Below are 20,048 nucleotides of genomic sequence, written 5' to 3'. Positions count from 1 at the left end.
CGCACGTGGAACAGCGATACCTCGGCCGCAGCGGCCTCCGCGTGTCCAGAACGGCACTGGGCACGATGACATGGGGCCGCGACACCGACGCGGACGAGGCCGCCACCCAGCTCATGGCCTACGCCGACGCCGGCGGCACCCTCATCGACACCGCCGACGTCTACTCCGAAGGCGAAGCCGAACGCATCCTCGGCACCCTCCTCGGAGAAGTCGTCCCCCGCGACGAACTCGTCCTCGCCACCAAAGCCGTCGCCCGCCGCACCGAAGGCCCCTTCGGCGGAGGCGCCTCCCGCGGCGCACTCCTGTCCGCCCTCGACGGCTCCCTGCACCGCATCGGCGTCGACCACATCGACCTCTGGCAACTCCACGCCTGGGACGCCGGCGTCCCCGTCGAGGAATCCCTGTCCGCCCTCGACCACGCCATCTCCTCCGGCAAAGTCAGATACGCGGGCATCTCCAACTACAGCGGCTGGCAACTCGCCACCGCCGCCCTCACCCCCACCACGTACCCGCTCATCTCCACCCAGGTCGAGTACTCCCTGCTGGAACGCGGCATCGAACGCGAAGTCGCCCCCGCCGCCCTGCACCACGGCCTCGGACTCCTGCCCTGGGCACCACTCGGCCGCGGCGTCCTCACCGGCAAGTACCGCAACGGCACACCACCCGACTCCCGCGGCGCCTCCGCCCACTTCGCCGGCTACGTCGAACAACACCGCAACGACCGCGCCGCCCGCATCGTCCAGGCCGTCTCCACCGCCGCCGAAGGCCTCGGCACCTCGGCGTTGTGCGTCGCCCTGGCCTGGGTCCGGGACCGCCCTGGCGTCGTCGCACCCGTGGTCGGCGCCCGCGACACGAACCAGCTCATCGCGTCCCTGGAAGCCGAGCACCTGACGTTGCCGCCGGCGATCAGGGCCGCACTGGACGACGTCAGCGCCATCGAACTGGGCTATCCCGAACGCCCCATGCTCTGACTTGGCCCCTTTTCTGTGCTGGTTGTCATGACCGGCGCTTGGAGGTTGTCGGGACTGTGATTGAGTATTAATTTCAGGCCACACTGAAGCTATAGAGATAAGTACCGGAAGGCCGCCGATCGGGATTTCACCCCACCCCTTGCGTGACCTTCGACCGAACGTCGTGGATGCTGGAAAAGACCACGACGTTGTACGGAGGAACCGCTCTTGCGCCGGCTCGCTGCTCTGATCCTGACCACCGCCGCTCTGACAGCGTGCGGCCAGAGCGAGGGGTCACAGGATCCGCTGCAGGTCGCCGAAGTCCTCGAGGCGGCCAAGCCCGCCCTCTCCCCCGCCCAGAACGGCACGCCGCCCGGCGCCATCACCCCCGGCGGCACGTTCTCCGAGGGCGGCACCACCCTGAAGTTCCAGGTCAACGGCCGCAACGTCGAACTCGACCGGCTACGCAGCGCCGTCTTCGAGATGACCACCGACGACAAGGGCACCGAGACCAGGGGCGCCGGCCTGCGCGCGGGCGACGGCGCCACCAACGGCGTCCCCGACCGCTTCGGACGCCTGCTCGTCGTCGACACCCGCGGCGGCGAGTTCATCGCGTTCTCCATCAACCCGCTGATCATGCGCCAGCGCTACCCGATGCCCGGCACGCCCTACGGCATCGCCTACGACGCCAAGCGCGACATCGCGTGGATCACGCTCACCGAGCGCAACGAGGTCGTGGGACTCAACGTCGCCGCCGGGGAACCGGCCGAGAAGTACCGGTTCCCCACCGTGCGTCAGCCCAACACCGTCAGCGTCGACCAGGAATCCGGACGCGTCACCGTCACGTCCGGCGACAACGGAGGGATACAGGTGATCTCACCATGAACGAAGGGGTGATCGACGGGGACTGGGAATACCGGCCGCTGCGTCTGCCGCCCGGCATCTCCCGCCGCACCGCGACCACGCAGCTGGCCATCCACGCCGAGTTCGCGGGCTGGGAACTCTCCAGAACGCTCCTCTACGGCGACGGCTCCCGCAAGATCTGGCTCCGCCGCAAGCGCCAGCCCGCCCTGGTGCCAGGCCTCATCACCTGACCACCAGCCCGTCGCCGAACGCCGCCGGCTCGCACTCGGCGATGAAGTCCGCCGGAAAGCCCCGCTCGAACGGGGCCGCCGCCTCCAGGCGCGCGACCGCTTCCGGCGGCAGCACGACCTCGCCCAGACAGTCCAGCACCTGCTCCGGAGTCCGCGCGCCCACCAGCGGCAGCGCCCCTGACGCACGCACCCACGCCAACGCCACCTGAGCCGGCGTCGCGCCCAGTTCCTCCGCGACCGCCCGCACAGCCCCCACCACACCCTCCTCCCGCGCGGACAGAGGGCCGGACCGCTGCGTGCCACCGGAGAGCTTCCCCGCGGCCAGCGGCGCCCACGCCGCCACCGTCAGCCCCAGCGCCGACGCCATCGGCAACAACTCCCGCTCCACATCGCGCCTGAGCAGGTTGTACGGCACCTGCAACCCCGCGAACGCCGTCCAGTCCCGCCACTCCGCCAGCGCGTTCGCCCGCGCCACGAACCACGCCGGCGCGTCCGACACCCCGACGTAGAGCACCTTGCCCGCCCGCACCACATCGTCGAGCGCCCGCATCGTCTCCTCGACCGGCGTGTGCCGGTCCCACAGATGCACCCACAGCACGTCCACGTAGTCCGTCCGCAACCGCCGCAACGACTGCTCCAGCGACAGCACCAGGTTCTTGCGGTGGTTCCCGCCCGCGTTCGGATCCGCCGCGTCCCGCGACAACGCGTACTTCGTCGCCAGCACGAACCGGTCCCGCCGCGTCAGCACCGCACCCAGGACCTCCTCGCTCTCGCCGTAGGCCGAAGCGGTGTCGAGGAAGTTCCCACCGGCGTCGGCGTAGGCGCCGACCACCCGCCGCGCGAGGTCCTCCGAACGCAGCGTCATCGTGCCCAGCAACAACTCCGAGACGCGCAGGCCGGTCCGGCCGAACAGTCGATATCTCATGATCCACAGCATCACCGCGACCGGCGGATCCAGGGAGACCGGCTCAGGGCCCCTCTAAACTCGCCGATCATGGCCGACAACGCACTGGGCCGCTTCCTGCGCGCCCGCCGGGAAGCCACCGCTCCCCCGGCCACCGGGCGCCGCCGCACCCCCGGCCTGCGCCGCGGCGAACTCGCCGACCGCGCCGGCATCAGCGTCGAGTACCTCACCCGCCTCGAACGCGGCACCGACCGCTCCCCCTCCGGCCAGGTCCTGTCCGCCCTCGCGGACGCCCTGACCATGACCGCGGACGAGCGCGTCCACCTGTACCGCCTGATCAAGGCGGACACGAACTGCTTCCCTCCCCCGCCTCCGCCGCTGCGCCCCACCGTGCAGGCGATGTTGGACACCCTCGAACCTGCCGCGGCCGCCGTGCTCTCCCCCGCCGGCGACGTCCTCGCGAGCACCGCACGGTTCCGCGAGATCTCCGGGCTGGACGACGAACTCAACCTCGTCCGCTTCGCCTTCACCCCGCGGGCCAAGGCCCACTACCCCGACTGGGACCAGGTCGCGAACGACCGCGCCGCCACCCTCCGCGCGGCCGCTGACCTGGGCGATCACGCCGCGGCAGCGCTCGCGTTCGAACTCTCCCTCACCGTCGGCGCCGCCTTCACGGATCGCTACGACGCCGCGTCGTCCCTGCCTGCGGCCACCGGTACCGAGCGCTGGGGCGCTCACCTCCTGGTGTTCGAGACGCTTTACCTGGCGGGTGAAGGCGAGCATCGATTGATGATTTACTTCAGTCAACACTGAAGCTATAGAGATAGTCGGAACACGAACGGATGAAAGACTCGCCGCCATGCCCCGCCCGGAAAGACCGCTCGACCCGTTCGCCGGGCCTGTTGAACAGTTCGCCTTCGACCTGCGCAAGCTCCGCGAGAAGGCCGGCTCCCCCGGCTACCGCGAACTCGGCAGGCTCAGCCACTACTCCGCCAGCACCCTCGCCGACGCCGCCCGCGGCCAGCGGCTGCCCAGCCTCGCCGCGTCGCTCGCGTTCGTCCGTGCCTGCGGCGGCGACGAAGAGGTGTGGGAACAACGCTGGCGCGAGATCGGCGAGGCCGAGCCGCAGCAGTCCGAGGGCGACTCCCCCTACGTCGGCCTCAAGGCGTTCACCGAGGACGACGCCGACCGCTTCTTCGGGCGGGAACGACTCGTCGGCAAGCTGCTGGGCAAGCTGGAGCACCACGACGCCGTGCTCGTCGTCGGCGCCTCGGGCTCGGGCAAGTCGTCACTGCTCAGAGCCGGTCTGCTGGCCCGCGTGCCGGGTGAGCTGATCACCCCGGGCACCCACGAGACACTCCCCTTGGTCGAGGGCCTGCTCGTGGTCGACCAGTTCGAGGAGATCTTCGCGCTCCCCCACCGTGACGAGTTCATCGCCGCGCTCACCCGCCGCGACGGCCAGACCGTGATCGGCATGCGCGCCGACTTCTACGGCCACTGCGCCCGCTACCCCGACCTCGTCGGCGCCGTCGAGAACGCCCAGGTCCTGGTCGGCCCGATGAGCACCGACGAGCTGCGCAAGGCCATCACCCAGCCCGCCGTCGAGGTCGGCTGCGCGCTCGAGACCGGACTCGTCGCCCGCCTCATCGCCGACGCCACCGGCGAGCCCGGCGTCCTCCCCCACGTCAGCCACGCACTGCTCGAAACGTGGCAACGCAAGCGCGGCAACACCCTGACGCTCTCCAGCTACCACGAGAGCGGAGGCATCGCCCGCGCGATCGCCAACACCGCCGAGAACGCCTACACCGGCCTCGACGAGCGGCAACGCGTCCAGGCCCGTCAGGTCTTCCTGCGCCTGATCACCCCGGGCGTCGGCACCGAGGACACCAAACGCCACGTCAAACGGTCCGAGCTCGCCGCCGACGACGTCGTCGAACACCTCGCCGGGGCACGCATCCTCACCGTCGACGACGACAGCGTCGAGATCAGCCACGAAGCCGTCATCCGCAGCTGGCCGCGCCTGCGGGACTGGCTCGCCGAGACACGCGACGACCTGCGCGTGCACCGCCGGCTCACCGCCGCCGCCGCGGACTGGGAAGCGCACGACCGCGACCCCGGCTCGCTGTACCGAGGGGTGTCGCTCACCCAGGCCACCGACTGGGCCCAGCGCGAACCCGACGCGCTCAACGCCGCGGAGAAGTCGTTCCTCGACGCCAGCAAAACCGCGGCCGAACACGAACTGGCCACCGAGAAACGCCGCACCACCAACCTGCGCCGCGTGGTCGCGTTGCTCGCCACGCTGCTGCTCGTGGCCACCACCGCGACCGTGTTCGCCGTACGGGCACAACGCCAGACCACCGAGCAACGCACCATCGCGCTCGCCCAGAAGGCCATCGCCGACGCCAACGGCCTGCAGGAGCGCGACCCCGGGCTGGCGAGCCAGCTCCGGCTGGCCGCCTACCGCCTCACCGGCCTGCCCACCGCCCGCGACAGCCTGCTCAGCACGTTCTCCGCGCCGCAGGTCACCGTCGTCAGCGGGCACGACGAACCGGCGTCGTACGCCGTGTTCAGCCCGGACGCCACGCTCCTCGCCACCACCGGTGACGACCGGATGCTGATCATCTGGGACTTCACCGACTCCTACCACCCCAAGGAACTGGGCCGCGTCCGCGCGGGCGACCACGCCACCCACGGGATGGCGTTCAGCCCGGACGGCAAGACCATCGCCACGGCCGGCTGGGACGGCTTCGTCCGCCTGTTCGACGTCTCCGACGCGCGCAAGCCCGTCGAGAAGGCGCGCATCGCCGGCCACACCGGCCAGGTGCAGGCCGTGCAGTTCACCCCCGACGGCCGCTCACTCGTCAGCAGCGGCCAGGACAGGACGATCAGGATCTGGGACGTCTCCGGCCCCGCCACCGTGATCCGCACCATCCAGGCCCACGACGGCAACGCGCACGGCCTCTCGCTCAGCCCCGACGGCTCCACGATCGCGTCCGCCTCCTGGGACGGCACCGTCAAGCTCTGGGAGCTCGCGACCGGCGCCCCGCTCTCCACCATCGACCCCGCGCCGGGCGACACGGCGATGGACGGCGTGGCCTTCTCCCCCGACGGCCGCACCATCGCCACGGGCGCGGACAACGGCGACGTGCGGCTGTGGGACGTCACCGACGCGCGCAACCCCGCACTTCTCAGCCTCGCCGGTGGACACACGTTCTCCGTCCACACGGTGGCCTTCTCCCCCGACGGCAGATTCCTCGCCAGCGCCGGCGGCGACAAGGGCACACGCCTGTGGGACGTGAGGGACCCGCGCAACGTCGCGCTCGCCTCCGTGATCGGCGGCCACGGCGACGCTCTCACGTCGGTGACCTTCAGCTCCGACTCACGCCACATGGTCGCGGCCACCAACGACACGGAGTTCCGCGTACTCGACGTGGACAACCTCACCTACCCACGGCACGAGCAGATCGCGTGGAAGCTCGACTACGACAAGCGCGGACGCTACTTCGCGACCGTGTCCTCCGACGGCGCCATCAAGCTGTGGCGCCCGGAGGACCGGCACGCCGAGGAGCTCTCGACCCTCCCCGCGTTCGCACCGGACGACGAGGGCCAGACCGTCGACGTCAGCCCCACAGGCGACGTCCTGTTCGGGTCGACCACGGCCGGCGCCGCCCTGTGGGACGTCAGCGACCCCGCCACCCCGCGGGAACTGACCAGGGCGATCACGTCCAACGCCCCGGTCGTCTCCGCCACCTTCAGCCACGACGGCAGGATGCTCGCGGTCGCCGACGTGGAGGGTGTCGTGGGACTGTGGAACGTCACCGACCCGCGCAACCCGGTCAGGGCCGGCGGTTTCGCCGTTCCCAGGACGGACACCGTCTGGCAGGTCGAGCTGTCCGAGGACGACCGCACGCTGGTCATCGCGAACGGCAGCCGTGAGCTCCACCTGTGGGACGTCAGCGACCCCGCCAGGCCCCGGGCCCACCCGCCGCTGAAGACCGACGACAACCCGAGTCCGATCCGCCGCGGCGGGCAGGCGGGCCGGGAGGAGGTCTACACCGTCGTCATCCACGGCACCGTGATGGCGCTGGCGAACCAGGGCGGCAGCGGCGCGCTGTACGACATCAGTGATCCCGCGCAGCCGCGCAGGCTCGGTTCCCTGCCCAACGACGGCGGGCCGCTGCAGCGCCTCGCGTTCTCCCCTGACGGCACCACCGTCGCGGCCGGGACGACCGACGACGTGATCCGCGTGTGGGACGTGAGCGATCCCCGAAACCCCCAGGTCCGGGCAGTGCTGCACGGTCACACGGAACGCGTGTGGGGTGTGGGCTTCGCGCCCGACAACCGCACCCTGGCGACCACCGGCGCGGACCGCACCGTCCGCGTCTGGGACATCGACGTCGAGGCGACCGCAGCCCGCGTGTGCGCCACTACGACGGCGCACCTGTCCACTCGTCATTGGGAGCAATACTTCCCCGGCGTCGAGCCGAGGCCTCTCTGCTGAACAACACCGCTCACCTTTCCTTTCGCCCTAGTTGTAGTGCGAAAAGGTTGTGCGGTGTCGACGTCCGGGCGTCGTACAACAACGTTCGTGCAACGCGAGCGGCCAACCGGCCGAAGGTGACTCATCAGTCAACACTGAAGCAATAAAATTTACCGAACTGGTTGTCGATATGATCAGATTCTGGGTCATGGAGCTCGTGCCGCAAGAAGTCGGGGTCGCTCACAGCGCACTGCCGCACGACGAAACATCCGCCCGTGCCCTGCTCGCGCAAGCCGCGGCCCAGGGCCTGCACACAGTCGTCGTCACCGCCGAGGAAGGTGACGAGCGCGCGATAGCCGTGCTGCGCGAACTGCGCGCGGAATGGCAGACGGAGGGCGGCCGGATCACCGCCCAGCTCGACACGGACGCAGAAGGCCAGTTGCAGCACCTCTGGGGCCTCACGGCGGACGAGCGGGCCGCGTGGCTCGCCGCGTTCCCCCGCCACGACGACCCGAACTGGTGGATGCACCGGCTGCTGGTCCTCAACCACCACCCGGAGTGGTCACCGCTGAAGGACTGGCTGGTCGACGAGCACGTGCGGCTCTTCGGCCGCCCGCCCGGACGCCGTCGTCCTAGCGCGGCAGGCCGCTGAAGTCGGGCTGGTGGAACCGCTGGATCCAGGGGATCGGGTCCTCCTTCGGGGTGTCCCGATCCGGCTGGACCGCGGCGAACGTCAGCACCGGCACCCTCGGCACGCCCACGGCGATCACGTCGCTGTGCGTCCCGGCGATCCACATGACGCCGGTGTCGGCGATGTTCGCGATCACGTTCAGGTCCGGTAGCACGAACTGAACCAGCGCGAGCCCGCCGGGCATCTCCGCGAGCCCGGCGACGTGCTGGTTGGGCTGCCACGGGAACAGCGTGATCGCCACGGGCGTCCACTGCGCCGAGTTCTCCACCGCCAGCACGGCGTCGCGGTACCAGCGGCTGATCTCGACCGACGTCGGGATGCCGAGCAGCCCGGAGACCAGCGTGAGCCCGCCCACGACCAGCCCGGCCGGGGCGAACGGGAACAGGCTCAGCAGGACCAGCACGGCGCCGGCACCCGCCGGAACGGCCGCCCACAGCCACGCCCGCACTCCCCAGCGCATGCCCCGGTAGGCCCGCGCGGTCGCCTCGTCGTCCAAGGGCCGGCCGAGCGGCCGCTCCACCCGCTCGCGCACCGGATACCGGCTCGCCGCGGTCGGCGTCCTGGCCGCAGACGAAGACCTCCTGCCGTTCCAGCACGATGTCCGGCAGGTCCTGGAACCAGCCCTGGAGCACCAGGCCGTCCAGCAGCAGCCGGTCGGTCCTGTCGCCGCACTCCCCAGCACCTGAGCCGGAACCCGCCGCCAGGGCTGCTCCAACAGGCCGCGCCGCTCGGCCTTCGCCTCCGACCGGATACATCAGCGGGCCGAGCTCGCCGACGAACGTGACCAGAGCCAGCACCACGAACGCGCCGATGTTCCCCGGCGTCGACGGCAGAACCAGCACGTCACCGCGCGAGCACGTCGGTCCGCGGTTCCAGGTAGTGCAGCACCGGCCCCCCAGCTATGCCTTGGCCGCCACCTCCCGGATCAGGTTCGCGAGTTCGGCCGGCCGCTCCAGCGGAAGCATATGTCCCGCGTCCGGCAAGATCACCGACGTGCCGCCGAACTTCGCCGCGTCCGACTCCGGCACCAGCCGGTCCTCGTCCCCCACGACGGCGACCACGGCCTTCTCCTTGGCCACGGTCAGCCCGGCCTCGCGGTCGTAGCGGTCCACGGCGGGCCGGAACAGCGCGACCGTCTCCGGCCAGTGCCCCCACACCATGTCCGCGGTCAGGTCGACGTCCTCGTCCGCCGGCTGGTCACCGAACAGCCACCAGCGCAGTCCCGCCGTCTTGGCCGGCTCGATCTTCTCCCGCACCGCGCGCACGATCGGCCCGAACGCCCGTTCCAGCTCCCGTACGAGCTTCCCGACGGCCTTGGGCCACGCCAGCGACGTCTCGGACATGCCGCTCGCCGCCGTGGACACGAACACGTTGCCCAGCACCCGTTGCCGGAACAGCCGCGGCCTGCGTTCGGCCATCGCGAGTGCCGCCATGCCGCCCATCGAGTGCCCGGCGATCACGACCTGGCCCTGCGGCACCGCGCGTTCGATCAGCTCGCCCAGGTCCTCGCCGAGCTGGTCGATCGTGGCCGTCTCCTTGGACGCGCCGGCCGACCTGCCGTGGCCGCGGTGGTCGTAGGCGATGACCTGGAACTCTGGGCTCAGTTGCTCCACGACCTTGTGCCAGCTGCGGTGGTCGAGCGCGTAGCCGTGCGCGAGCACGACCGTCACCGGCGACTCGGGGTCGCCCGCGCGCAGCACGTTGAGCTCGGTTCCGTCTTCCAGCCGCACCATGCGGAGTCCTTTCGCCGTGTCGTCTGTTCGTCCTAACGAGACGACACGGCGCAAGGACACGCCCTAAACGCGGCCGAGCACCACAGGGGGCGGCATCTGGCCGCCACCGACGCCCGGCACACCGCGGAAGTCGTAGGCCGTCGCCTTGCCGCCGGGCTGGATGATCCAGGCCTCCCCCGGCCCGCCCTCGGCCAGCACGGACTGCACGGCCTCCGCGACGTCCGAGGGTGTCAGCAACGGGAACCCGGCCGCGGCGAACTCCTCCTTCGCCCCGCCCAGCAGCAACGTGTCGACGAACCCAGGGCACAGCGCGGAGACCGTGATGCCGTCACCCGCCAACGCCTTGCCCGCCGCCCGCGCGTACCCGACGACCGCGTGCTTGGTCAGCGTGTACAGCGGGTCGGACGGCATCGCCGTGATCCCGGCCAGCGACGCCGTGATCACGATCTTCCCGCCACCCTGCCGCCGCAAAGCCGGCACGGCCGCGCAGAGCCCGTACACGACGTGGTCGACGTTGACGCCGACCAGCTTGCGGTAGCGGGCGACGTCCAGCGCGTCGTCCACACCGGCCTGACCGCCACCGATCCCGGCGTTGAGGTGCACGACGTCGAGGCGGCCGAGCTCCTTCTCCACCTGCGCCACGGCCTCGGGCATGGTCGCGGGATCGCTGACGTCACCTGCGATGGCGATGCCGCCCACCGCGGACGCGACCCGGTGCGCGCCGGCGGCGTCGAGGTCGAGCACCGCGACCTTCGCCCCGAGCTTCGCGAGCCGGTGCGCGACGGCGGAGCCGATCCCCCGCGCGCCGCCCGTGACCAGCGCGACCTGTCCGGTCAAGTCCACAGTGGACACGGCGGCCTCCTCAGCTGTTCCGCAGGAATCGGTCGAGAACCCGGACGCCGAACTTCAGGGCGTCCACCGGCACGCGCTCGTCCACGCCGTGGAAGAGCCCGGAGAAGTCGAGGTCGGCGGGCAGCTTCAGCGGCGCGAAGCCGAAGTTGCGGATGCCGAGCGTCTGGAACGACTTCGCGTCCGTGCCGCCGGAGAGCATGTAGGGCAGCACGCGGGCACCGGGGTCCTCGGCGATGATCGACGCCGTCATCGCGTCGACCAGGGCGCCGTCGAACGTCGTCTCGACCGGCGGCAGGCCGATCCACTCGCGTTCCACGTCCGGGCCGAGGAGTTCGGCGAGCTCGCGGTCGAACGCCTCCTCGCGGCCCGGCAGGATCCGGCAGTCCACAGTGGCCTCGGCGGTCGACGGGATGACGTTCGCCTTGTACCCGGCGGAGAGCATCGTCGGGTTCGCCGTGTCGCGCAGCGTCGCGCCGATCATCCGCGACAGCGCGCCGAGCTTGCCGATCGAGCCCTCGATGTCGTCCTCGGGGAAGTCGAGGCCGGTGATCTCGGTGACGCCGTCGAGGAACTCGCGCACGGACGGGCGGATGATCAGCGGCCACTGGTGCTGGTCGAGCTTGGTGACGGCGGCGGCGAGCTTCGCCACGGCGTTGTCGCGGTGGATCATGCTGCCGTGCCCGGCGGTGCCCTTGACGCGCAGCTTGAGCCAGCGGATGCCCTTCTCCGCGGTCTCGACGAGGTACGCGCGGACGTCGTCCTTGAGCGTGATCGAGAAGCCGCCCACCTCGCTGATCGCCTCGGTGACGCCCTCGAACAGCTCGGGCCGGTTCTCCACCAGCCACTTCGCGCCGTAGAGGCCGCCCGCCTCCTCGTCGGCGAGGAACGCGAACACGATGTCGCGCGGCGGCACGACGTTCTCACGCTTGAAGTGCCGGGCCAGGGCCAGCGTCATGCCGACCATGTCCTTCATGTCGACCGCGCCGCGGCCCCACACGTACCCGTCCTGCACGGCGCCGGAGAACGGGTGCACCGACCACTCCGAGGCGTCGGCGGGCACCACGTCGAGGTGACCGTGCACGAGAAGCGCCCCACGGCTCGGGTCGGCACCCTGAAGGCGCGCGACGACGTTGCCGCGGCCCTTGGCGCCCGACTCCACATAGGTCGTCTCGTAGCCGACCTCGGACAGCTTCTCGGCCACCCACTCGGCGGCCTTGCGCTCCCCCACGACCGTCGCGGGATCACCCGTGTTCGTCGTGTCGATCCTGATCAGCTCACTGACGAGGGTCACGACCTCGTCTTCCGCCAGTGCCAGTGCGTTCCCCGTTGTGCTCACCCCGTCTTCCTACCACCCGTCAGAACACAGACCAGCCCGTGAGAGTGGTGAAACGGTCCAGCGCGTCGAGACCCGCGACGGAGTTGCCGCGTGCGTCCAATGCTGGACTCCAGACGCAGATCGCGCACTTCCCGGGGACGACGGCGATGATCCCGCCGCCGACACCGCTCTTGCCGGGCAGGCCGACGCGGTAGGCGAACTGGCCGGCGGCGTCGTAGGTGCCGCACGTGAGCATCACGGCGTTGACGCGCTTGGCGCCGCTGACGCCGAGCAGCCTGGTGCCGTCGTTGCGGACGCCGTGGCGGGCGAGGAAGAGCGTGGCGCGGGCAAGATCAGCGCAGCTCATCGCGATCGAACACTGCCGCACGTACTCATGCAGCACCACGTCGACAGGGTTGCGCATGTTGCCGTAGGAGGCCATGAAGTGCGCGAGCGCGCGGTTGCGATCGCTGTGGTCCAGCTCGGACTTGGCGACCTCGGGGTCGACGCCCAGCGCCGGGTTGCCGCTCTCCTGCCGCAGGAACTCGAGCAGCCGGTCCGCGGCGCCGAGGCCCAGGTGGTCGGTGACGACGACCGCGCCCGCGTTGATGAACGGGTTGCGCGGGATGCCCTGCTCGGTCTCCAGCTGGACCAGCGAGTTGAACGGTGACCCGGACGGCTCGCGGCCGACGCGGGTCCACACGTCGTCGTTCTCGGCGAGGGCCAGAGCCAGCATGAACACCTTGGAGATGCTCTGGATCGAGAACGGCCTGTCGTACTGCCCCGCGCCGAAGACCTCGCCGTCCAGGGTGGCGACGGCGAGGCCGAAGGCGTGCGGGTCGATCCTGGCCAGTGCCGGGATGTAGTCGGCTACGGCGCCACCTGGCGTGACCTCTGAGGCGATCCGGTCCACCAACTGCTGTAGCTCCATGCCCTCATCCCATCACGGGCCGGGCGTCACGCCACCTGGAACTCGTAGAACTTGGTGGGCTGGCCCGCGACGACGGTGCAGGGGACGTGGACGACGCCGATCCAGGTGGGGTCGCCGTTCTCGTAGCGCGGCGTCAGCGCCAGGTCCGCGTTGCCGAGGTTGATCGACGTCGTGCCGGCGTTGGCCAGCGTCAGCGCGGGCAGGGTGCCGCTGGCGACGACCTGGAACGTGCCGGACGAGGGAACCGGCGTGTTCGGGATGGTCAGTGTCGACGACAGGTTCTGGACGCTGCCGGCGTTGTCCACGGCGATGTTCGTGGTGAGCGTGCCATCGACGGAACGGCCACCGATCCACCACAGCGTGTTGCGGACGTCGTCGGACACGGTGGACGTCACCGTCGCCGACGCCGGCGCGGTCGGCACCCCGACGGCGGCCGAGTCCGGCATGTCCGGTGAACTGACCACGGTCGGCACGTCGTGCGTGCCCGCGACCGAGAACTGGCACGAGTAGGTGAGGCTCAGCTCGGCGGTCGCGGCGGAACTCGTGCCGGCCGTCGCCACGCTCAGCGCTCCGGCGACCATCAGAACTGCGGCTGCGCGCGTGAAAAGTCCGGTCTTCATCTGCAGGGACCTCCTGAGAACGTCATTGAACTGCAAGAAGGCGGTGTTGCTTTACTCGCCAGTAAAGTAACCGCGCCGCATTCCGGGAGGCAAGCAAAAACCCGCTTTTGTCATCCGCGTGCGAAATTGCTTCCGGTGATTTGTCAGTCGCGCAGCAACAAATAGTGCGCGCGCAGGGCCAGTTCGAGGTTGAACCGCTCCTCCGCGTCGTGCATTCGGTCGCCGAAGAGTTCGTCCAACTGGTTGACGCGGTAGCGCACGGTCTGCGGATGCACCTTCAGCCGGGCGGCGACCTCGGGCGCCCCGCCCCGCGCCGACAGCCACACCAGCAGCGTCTCGGCGAGCTTGGTGCGTTGCAGATCGGTGAGCGGGACGAGCGGCGCCAGCGCCCGTTCGGCGAGCTGCCGGGCCAGGAACTCGTCCGCGAGCACGGTCAGTTCGACGATGTGGTCGGCGCAGTCGAGGACCGGCCGGTCCGGCAGCACCTTCTTCCTGGAGAGGGCGAGGACCCGGCGTGCGCAGGCCAGTGACCTGCGCACATCCTGAGGAGCCACCGGCAGACCGACCGCCGCCCGCCATCCCGGCAGGGCCCCGCGGAGCCAGCGCGTCACCGCGGCCGGGTTCGGCACCAGCAGGTACGGCGTGGCGTCCTCGAAGTTGACCAGGACGTCGGCCGGCAGGTCGTCCGCGGGCGCGGCGGACGGCTCGAGCGCCACCGCCACCAGCCGGTCCGGCATCGGCCAGGCCGCCGCCCGCGCCGCGTCCAGCACCACCTGCCAGTTGCCGGCGGAGTCGGCGACGAGCAGCTCCATCAGCTTGCGCCGCTTGCGTTCCAGCGTGCCCGCGGCACTCGCCTGCGCGGCCGCGTACCCCTCGACCGACAGGCTCACCAGCTCGTCGACGTGGGCGAACATCGCCTCGCCCAGCACCGACATGAGCCGCAGCGACAGCTCACGCCGTTCGGCGAACCCGCAGACGTGCCGCCACGCCACCCGCGCGCCGATCCGGTAGGCGGCCTGCAGGCTGTCGAGGCTGCGCCCGGACTTGAACTCCCACGCGCCGAGCTTGCGGTGGATGTCGTCGTGCGGATCGGGCTCGGCATCGGGCGCGGCAATGCGGTCGACGAACTTCACCAGCGCCTGCCGGATTCCGTCGACCACGTTGCCCCGGAACGTGCTGTATTCCGGAATCGATTTCTCGATCGCCTCGAAAATACTCACCGAAACGGGCGCGACTTCCATTCGGAGCAACGGCGCCAGTTCACGCGGGACCGATCTGCGCGGATCGTCCAGCCCAGTCACGCAGGCGAGTGTAGGAGTAAAACGGAACCGGGTCGTTCAGCCAACTGGACCAAATGGTTCACAGGAAGAACAGCCGGGCGACAGCATCGCGGGCGACCAGAAACCCGGCGATACCGAGAATCCAGCCCGTCGCGCCCGCCCCCTTTTCCGCGAACCAGGTGCTGATCCTGGTCAGGAACGGCTCGATCCTCGCCCGGAGCGCCAGCCTGCCGCCCAGCAGCAGGAGCGCGGGCACGATCATGACCAGGCAGTATCCGGCTAGGAGCAGCCCGATCTGGCCCGCGTTCAGGTCGGCGGCGCTCATCATCCCGATCGCACCCAGGTAGGGCAGCATCGTCGCGAGCTCGACCACACCCGCCAGCACCGCGACGCCTGCGAGCGCCGCCACGGACCCGTTGGCGCGGTTCTGCCACTTGCCGGTGTCCAGCTTCTTCTTGCTGTCGAAGCGGAAGCTGACCGCGAACAGGAACACGCCGATCACCAGTTGGATCCAGATCGCCACCTGGCTGTCGAGGTGACCGATCACCTGCGAGGCGCCGAGCACGATCAGCACGCCGACCACGAAGTAGAAGACCGTGATCGTGCCGAGGTAGACGGCGAACCTGCTCAGCTTCAGCCGCCCCGGCGTGAGCATCAGCCAGATCGGGATGAACAACGTCCCGATGCTCGTCGAGTCGAGCAGCGCCAGTCCCGCCAGCGCCGCCACCAGTCCCAGTGTCATGTGCTCCCCCACAGTCGTTCGAGGTGGCGGGCGATCACCCGCTCCGCCACCTCCCCTGTCATCACTTCCGGTTCCAGCGCGCGTTGCGCCGTCACCCCGTCGAGCAGAGCCGCGAGCCCGACGGCCTCCCCGCCGTCCAGACCCGCGGCCTCCAGCACGTGCCGGCACAGATCCCTGATCTCCCGCGCACCCTCCACATGCCGTTGCAGCAACACGGGATTGGCCGCCGCACGAGCCGCGAACGCGAGCCACACCCGTGCGCGCGCCGCGTCGTCCAGGAGCGCAATGGCGCACAACGCCTTGTGCAGCCGTTCCTGGAGGCTCCCCTCTTGCCCCAGGACCGTCCGCACGCTCGCCGTGAGTTCCTCGGTGAGCTGGTCCTGCGCGAACAGCAGCAGCTCGTCCTTGCTGCGGAAGTACTTCTGCAGCAGGCCCGTGGTGGCGTTCAGCTCCCGGGCGATCCTGGGCAGGCTCGCCGCGTCCAGCCCCTCGGCGTCGACCACCCGGTAGAGGGCGGCCACCACCTGCTGACGCCGTTCGACGGGATCCGCGTATTTTGGCACGGTCGTCAGATTACGACCTTAATCTGATCTTGGCAACTATGACATCTGTCATGGGGAACTGGTGTGTGACGGCACTGCCGATGCACCGTTTCCCCGGAGATCGTTTACTCATGACAGCGATCGAGGTGCGGGGGCTGACTCGCCGGTACAGCGGAGGTTTCGAGGCTGTCCGGGGCGTGTCATTTGACGTGGAGCGGGGCGAGATGTTCGCCCTGCTCGGCACGAACGGTGCGGGGAAGACATCGACGGTGGAGGTCGTGGAAGGGCTCTCACGCCCGGCCGAGGGGTCCGTGCGCGTGCTGGGCCACGACCCGTTCGCCGAGCGCAAGGTCGTCCGGCCGCGGATGGGCGTGATGCTGCAGGAAGGCGGTTTCCCGCCCGACCTGACCGTGAGCGAGGCGGCGCGGATGTGGGCGGGGACGCTGACGTCGCCGCGGCCCGTCGACGAGGCGTTGTCCCTCGTCGACCTGGCCCATCGGGCGTCGGTGCGGGTGAAGCAGTTGTCCGGTGGTGAGCGGCGGCGGCTGGACCTGGCCCTGGCGTTGCTGGGAAAGCCGGAGGTGTTGTTCCTCGACGAGCCGACCACCGGACTCGACCCGGAGAGCCGGCGCAACACGTGGGAGCTCATTCGCGCCCTGTTGCGCGAGGGCGTGACCGTGCTGCTGACCACGCATTACCTGGAGGAGGCGCAGGCGCTGGCCGACCGGCTGGCGATCATGCACCGCGGCCGGATCGTGGCGCAGGGAACGGTGTCCGAGGTGGTGGACGCGTACCCGTCACGCATCTCGTTCGTGCCGCCGCCGGGGATCGCACTGCCCGTCGTCGCCGATGCGGAGTCGTCGGGGCGCGTGACCGTACGGACCAACGAACTGCAGTCCACCCTGCACGAACTGCTGGTGTGGGCTCAGCACAACAACGTCGAACTGTCCGGTTTGGACGCCCGGTCGGCGTCGCTCGAAGAGGCGTTCCTGGCGATCGCGGAGGAGGCGGCATGAGGGCCGTGGCTGTGGGACAGGCCGAGCTGAAGTTGTTCTGGCGCAACCGGACCGCGCTGTTCAACTCGTTGCTGCTGCCGTTGTTGCTCGCGCCGGTGCTGTACTCGGTGGACGCCGACGGCGTGCCCCTGGTCGTCGGGCTGGTCGGGTTCGCACTGCTGATGGCGGTGTACTACAACCTCGTGACCACGTTCGTCGCGCGGCGTGAGGAGCTGGTGCTCAAGCGGCTGCGCGTCGGTGAGCTGACCGATCCGGAGATCCTGGCCGGCGCCGCCCTGCCGTCCGTCGTGGTCGCCTTGGGGCAGATGGTGCTGTACACCGTGGTCGTCGGGGTGATCACCGGCGTGGCGCTGCCGGCGCGGCCGTGGTTCCTGCTGCTCGGCGTGCTCGGCGGCGTCGCGGTGTTCGTGCTGCTGGCGGCAGCGTCCTCGGCGTTCACCCGGACCGTGGAGATGGCGCAGGTGACGTCGTTGCCGGTGCTGATGGCGTGCCTGTTCGGCTCCGGCCTGATGTTCCCGCTCTCGGTGCTGCCCGACCCGATCGCCTCCGTACTGAAGTACCTGCCGCTGACGCCGGTGCTCGAACTGCTGCGCGCCGGGTGGGCCGACGGACCCGTGCTGCAGCCGTTGATCGTCCTGGCGGTGTGGATCGTCCTGGGGACCTACGCTGTGCAGCGGTGGTTCAGGTGGGATCCCCGGAGGTGAACTTGCTCGGCTGGTGGCGGTCGCGTGGCAGCGCGGCGCGGTTCGACCTGTTCGTCCGCTACACGTTCTACGTCAGTTACGTGTTCCTGCCGCCGTTGCTGCTCATCGGCCTGGCCCCGGAGATCAGCAACGCCGCCCTGCTCGTGCTCGTCGCGGTGGTGCTGACCTACGTGGTCCTGAGCTTCCGCCTGGCTCACCTCGGCATCGAGTACCACCTCGGCCGGGGCCCGTTCCCGCGCACCCTGCTGACGGCCTACCTGATCGCCACCTGCGCGGTGCTGGCCGCCGGCGAACTGACGTACCCGGATCCGTTGCCCGGCAAGCCCGACAGCCCGGGCGACGGCATCTCGGTGATCTTCCTGATCCTGGCGATCACCACCCTGTCCGCCGTGCTCCGCCCGCGCTACGTCGTGCTGGCGGCCGCCGTGGGCGGCGTCTGGATGCTGCTCACCGCGCCACCAGGCCACGCCCTGTTCATCAGCATCATGCTGCAGTTCCTGGTGGTCGCGTTCCGCTCGACCCTCTGGATGCTCGCCATCGTCTGGGAGCTCGACCGCTCCCGAGACGTCCGCGCGAACCTGGCCGTGGCCGAAGAACGCCTCCGCTTCGCCCGCGACCTGCACGACGTGGTGGGCCGCAACCTCTCCGCCGTGGCCCTGAAGGCCGACCTGGCGGCCCAACTGGCCCGCCGCGGCCGTTCCCCGGCAGCCGTGGACGAGATGCTGGAGGTCCGCCAGATCGCCCAGGACTCCCTGGACGAACTCCGCGCCGTGGTCAGCGGCTACCGCACCGCCGACCTCTCCGTGGAACTGGCGGGCGCCCGCTCACTACTCGCCTCCGCAGGCATCGACTGCCGCGTGATCGGCGACGTGACGTTCGACGGCGAACCGGCCGGCGCCCTCGGCTGGGCGGTCCGCGAAGGCGTGACCAACGTCCTGCGCCACAGCGAAGCCACAACGTGCACGATCACGTTGCGCGGCAAGGTCCTCACGATGACGAACGACGGCGTCTCACTAGACGCGTTCCGCTTCGGCAGCGGCCTGACGGGCCTGCACGAACGCGTAGCGGCCCTGGGCGGCTCCGTAACCGCCACCCCGGAAGCCCCCAACCGCTTCGTCCTCACCGTGGAGCTCCCGTGATCCGCATCCTCCTGGCAGACGACGAACACCTGATCCGAGGCGCCATGGCGGCCTTGCTGTCACTGGAAGACGACCTGGAGGTAGTAGCCCAAGCCGCCACCGGCGCCGAAGCCATAGCCACCGCCCGAGTGGTCCGCCCCGACGTAGCCGTCATCGACCTGCAAATGCCAGACCTCGACGGCGTAGCGGTAGCCCAATCTCTCGCACTCGAACTACCCACGTGCTCCACCATGATCGTCACCAGCCACGGCCGCCCAGGACACCTGAAACGCGCACTGGCAGCAGGAGTACGAGGCTTCCTCCCGAAAACCGTCTCCTCGGACGTCCTGGCCACAGTCGTCAGAACCGTCCACACAGGCGGCCGCTACGTAGACCCGGCCCTCGCCGCCGAGGCCATCAGCGCCGGCGACAGCCCCCTGACCCCACGAGAAGCAGACGTCCTGGAACTGGCACTCGAAGGCGCCCCGATCGAGGAAATAGCCCGCCGCGCCTCCCTCTCCCCAGGCACAGTCCGCAACTACCTCTCCTCAGCCGTGGGCAAAACCGGCGCCTCGAACCGCCACGAAGCAGCCCGCTTCGCCAGGGCAAAAGGCTGGATCTAACCCTCCCACCACCGAAGAACCCTCATCGCGCGTGAGCCCACTTCGCCTCTCAACATCGATCTCAAACCACCCCGCCCACCCTGCAACCAGGTCCCATCCTCCTGCCGGGCAACACGAACAATCTTGGACGCCCTCAGGGATCCTTCTTCCCGGCCGCCCGGAAGTAGCCCAAGGCGTTGAGCACGCTGTACCCACACCAATCGAGCCCCGAACCGCTCACCCAAGCCCGAGCAGCACCCCAAACAGCCTCAGGACCCCCACCAGATCCCGCTCGACCTGCCACCGCAAGGCGCGGTCGGAGTCAAGCAACCACCCAGCAACCTCAACCACCCACCGACCTAACCCGCAGACCGCCGACCAGCACAGACACAAGCGCGTCCCCCCGATTTTGGCGCGCGCTGACGATCATGTAACCTATGCACACCACGGTGCGAGCCGGGGCACAACGAAATA

General features: G+C 69.9%; 20 protein-coding genes. 10 read left to right on the top strand and 10 right to left on the bottom strand.

The genetic code is table 11. The annotated features are described in order from the left end of the window. Positions 1–5 precede the first annotated feature (5 nt). The 3 genes from IG04_RS0104055 (at position 6) to IG04_RS0104045 (ending at position 2,044) form a co-directional block, all read left to right on the top strand. Positions 6–971 carry an aldo/keto reductase gene (locus IG04_RS0104055; protein ID WP_030475148.1) on the top strand — a complete coding sequence of 322 codons (966 nt, stop codon included), beginning with the start codon at positions 6–8 and terminating at the stop codon, positions 969–971. Positions 972–1,178: 207 nt separating this feature from the next. After that, positions 1,179–1,835 (top strand): YncE family protein, encoded by a 657-nt coding sequence (locus IG04_RS0104050; protein WP_051768856.1) that lies wholly within the window; start codon positions 1,179–1,181, stop codon positions 1,833–1,835. Further along, a complete protein-coding gene (locus tag IG04_RS0104045; protein WP_030475146.1) occupies positions 1,832–2,044 on the top strand; it encodes a DUF5703 family protein in 213 nt (70 codons plus the stop codon). Before IG04_RS0104050 ends, IG04_RS0104045 begins: the two co-directional genes overlap by 4 nt. Here the strand turns inward: IG04_RS0104045 and IG04_RS0104040 are convergent. Then, positions 2,037–2,969: an aldo/keto reductase gene (locus tag IG04_RS0104040; RefSeq protein ID WP_030475145.1), complete on the bottom strand. Its 933-nt coding sequence runs from the start codon at positions 2,967–2,969 to the stop codon at positions 2,037–2,039. The two genes, IG04_RS0104045 and IG04_RS0104040, sit on opposite strands and share 8 nt — an antisense overlap. Before the next feature lie 69 nt (positions 2,970–3,038). Between IG04_RS0104040 and IG04_RS0104035 the strand changes: the two genes are divergently transcribed. The 3 genes from IG04_RS0104035 to IG04_RS0104025 all read left to right on the top strand — a co-directional run bounded on the left by IG04_RS0104035 (position 3,039) and on the right by IG04_RS0104025 (position 8,080). Continuing rightward, the gene (locus tag IG04_RS0104035; protein WP_036013646.1) at positions 3,039–3,761 is read left to right on the top strand and encodes a helix-turn-helix domain-containing protein; all 723 of its coding nucleotides are present in this window, start codon (positions 3,039–3,041) and stop codon (positions 3,759–3,761) included. Positions 3,762–3,807: 46 nt separating this feature from the next. Next, positions 3,808–7,449: an nSTAND1 domain-containing NTPase gene (locus IG04_RS0104030; RefSeq protein ID WP_030475143.1), complete on the top strand. Its 3,642-nt coding sequence runs from the start codon at positions 3,808–3,810 to the stop codon at positions 7,447–7,449. 169 nt (positions 7,450–7,618) lie between these two features. Beyond that, positions 7,619–8,080, top strand: a complete 462-nt coding sequence (locus IG04_RS0104025; protein ID WP_030475142.1) for a hypothetical protein — start codon at positions 7,619–7,621, stop codon at positions 8,078–8,080. Here IG04_RS0104025 and IG04_RS0104020 read toward each other — a convergent pair. The 9 genes from IG04_RS0104020 to IG04_RS43700 form a co-directional block, all read right to left on the bottom strand. Beyond that, positions 8,061–8,651, bottom strand: a complete 591-nt coding sequence (locus tag IG04_RS0104020) for a hypothetical protein (protein ID WP_030475141.1) — start codon at positions 8,649–8,651, stop codon at positions 8,061–8,063. The genes IG04_RS0104025 and IG04_RS0104020 overlap by 20 nt on opposite strands. Positions 8,652–9,018: 367 nt before the next feature. Beyond that, the gene (locus tag IG04_RS0104015) at positions 9,019–9,852 is read right to left on the bottom strand and encodes an alpha/beta fold hydrolase (protein ID WP_030475140.1); all 834 of its coding nucleotides are present in this window, start codon (positions 9,850–9,852) and stop codon (positions 9,019–9,021) included. A gap of 63 nt (positions 9,853–9,915) precedes the next feature. Further along, the gene (locus tag IG04_RS0104010) at positions 9,916–10,704 is read right to left on the bottom strand and encodes an SDR family NAD(P)-dependent oxidoreductase (protein ID WP_036013642.1); all 789 of its coding nucleotides are present in this window, start codon (positions 10,702–10,704) and stop codon (positions 9,916–9,918) included. A gap of 10 nt (positions 10,705–10,714) precedes the next feature. Continuing rightward, the gene (locus IG04_RS0104005) at positions 10,715–12,040 is read right to left on the bottom strand and encodes a M20/M25/M40 family metallo-hydrolase (protein WP_030475138.1); all 1,326 of its coding nucleotides are present in this window, start codon (positions 12,038–12,040) and stop codon (positions 10,715–10,717) included. Positions 12,041–12,059: 19 nt separating this feature from the next. After that, a complete protein-coding gene (locus tag IG04_RS0104000) occupies positions 12,060–12,950 on the bottom strand; it encodes a glutaminase (protein WP_030475137.1) in 891 nt (296 codons plus the stop codon). A 26-nt stretch (positions 12,951–12,976) separates the two neighbouring features. Next, positions 12,977–13,570, bottom strand: a complete 594-nt coding sequence (locus IG04_RS0103995; RefSeq protein WP_030475136.1) for a DUF6801 domain-containing protein — start codon at positions 13,568–13,570, stop codon at positions 12,977–12,979. Between the two features lie 143 nt (positions 13,571–13,713). Then, positions 13,714–14,871, bottom strand: a complete 1,158-nt coding sequence (locus IG04_RS0103990; protein WP_036013638.1) for a PucR family transcriptional regulator — start codon at positions 14,869–14,871, stop codon at positions 13,714–13,716. 58 nt (positions 14,872–14,929) lie between these two features. Further along, complete coding sequence (locus IG04_RS0103985; RefSeq protein ID WP_030475134.1) at positions 14,930–15,592, bottom strand: GAP family protein; 663 nt, start codon at positions 15,590–15,592, stop codon at positions 14,930–14,932. Further along, positions 15,589–16,155: a TetR/AcrR family transcriptional regulator gene (locus IG04_RS43700; protein WP_084401009.1), complete on the bottom strand. Its 567-nt coding sequence runs from the start codon at positions 16,153–16,155 to the stop codon at positions 15,589–15,591. Before IG04_RS43700 ends, IG04_RS0103985 begins: the two co-directional genes overlap by 4 nt. A 110-nt stretch (positions 16,156–16,265) precedes the next feature. Between IG04_RS43700 and IG04_RS0103975 the strand changes: the two genes are divergently transcribed. The 4 genes from IG04_RS0103975 to IG04_RS0103960 are packed head-to-tail and all read left to right on the top strand — an operon-like array spanning position 16,266 to position 19,595. Next, complete coding sequence (locus tag IG04_RS0103975) at positions 16,266–17,150, top strand: ABC transporter ATP-binding protein (RefSeq protein ID WP_030475132.1); 885 nt, start codon at positions 16,266–16,268, stop codon at positions 17,148–17,150. Then, positions 17,147–17,854, top strand: a complete 708-nt coding sequence (locus IG04_RS0103970) for an ABC transporter permease (RefSeq protein ID WP_030475131.1) — start codon at positions 17,147–17,149, stop codon at positions 17,852–17,854. The genes IG04_RS0103975 and IG04_RS0103970 overlap by 4 nt, the downstream gene beginning before the upstream one ends. Further along, complete coding sequence (locus IG04_RS47595) at positions 17,851–18,993, top strand: sensor histidine kinase (protein WP_051768952.1); 1,143 nt, start codon at positions 17,851–17,853, stop codon at positions 18,991–18,993. Before IG04_RS0103970 ends, IG04_RS47595 begins: the two co-directional genes overlap by 4 nt. Continuing rightward, a complete protein-coding gene (locus tag IG04_RS0103960) occupies positions 18,990–19,595 on the top strand; it encodes a response regulator transcription factor (protein ID WP_030475129.1) in 606 nt (201 codons plus the stop codon). The genes IG04_RS47595 and IG04_RS0103960 overlap by 4 nt, the downstream gene beginning before the upstream one ends. The last annotated feature ends 453 nt before the right edge of the window (positions 19,596–20,048 follow it).

This window comes from Lentzea albidocapillata, assembly GCF_000719115.1.
Classification (GTDB): domain Bacteria; phylum Actinomycetota; class Actinomycetes; order Mycobacteriales; family Pseudonocardiaceae; genus Lentzea; species Lentzea albidocapillata.
The sequence above is the reverse complement of the archived record's forward strand: the minus strand, read 5'-3'. Positions and strand labels throughout refer to the sequence as shown.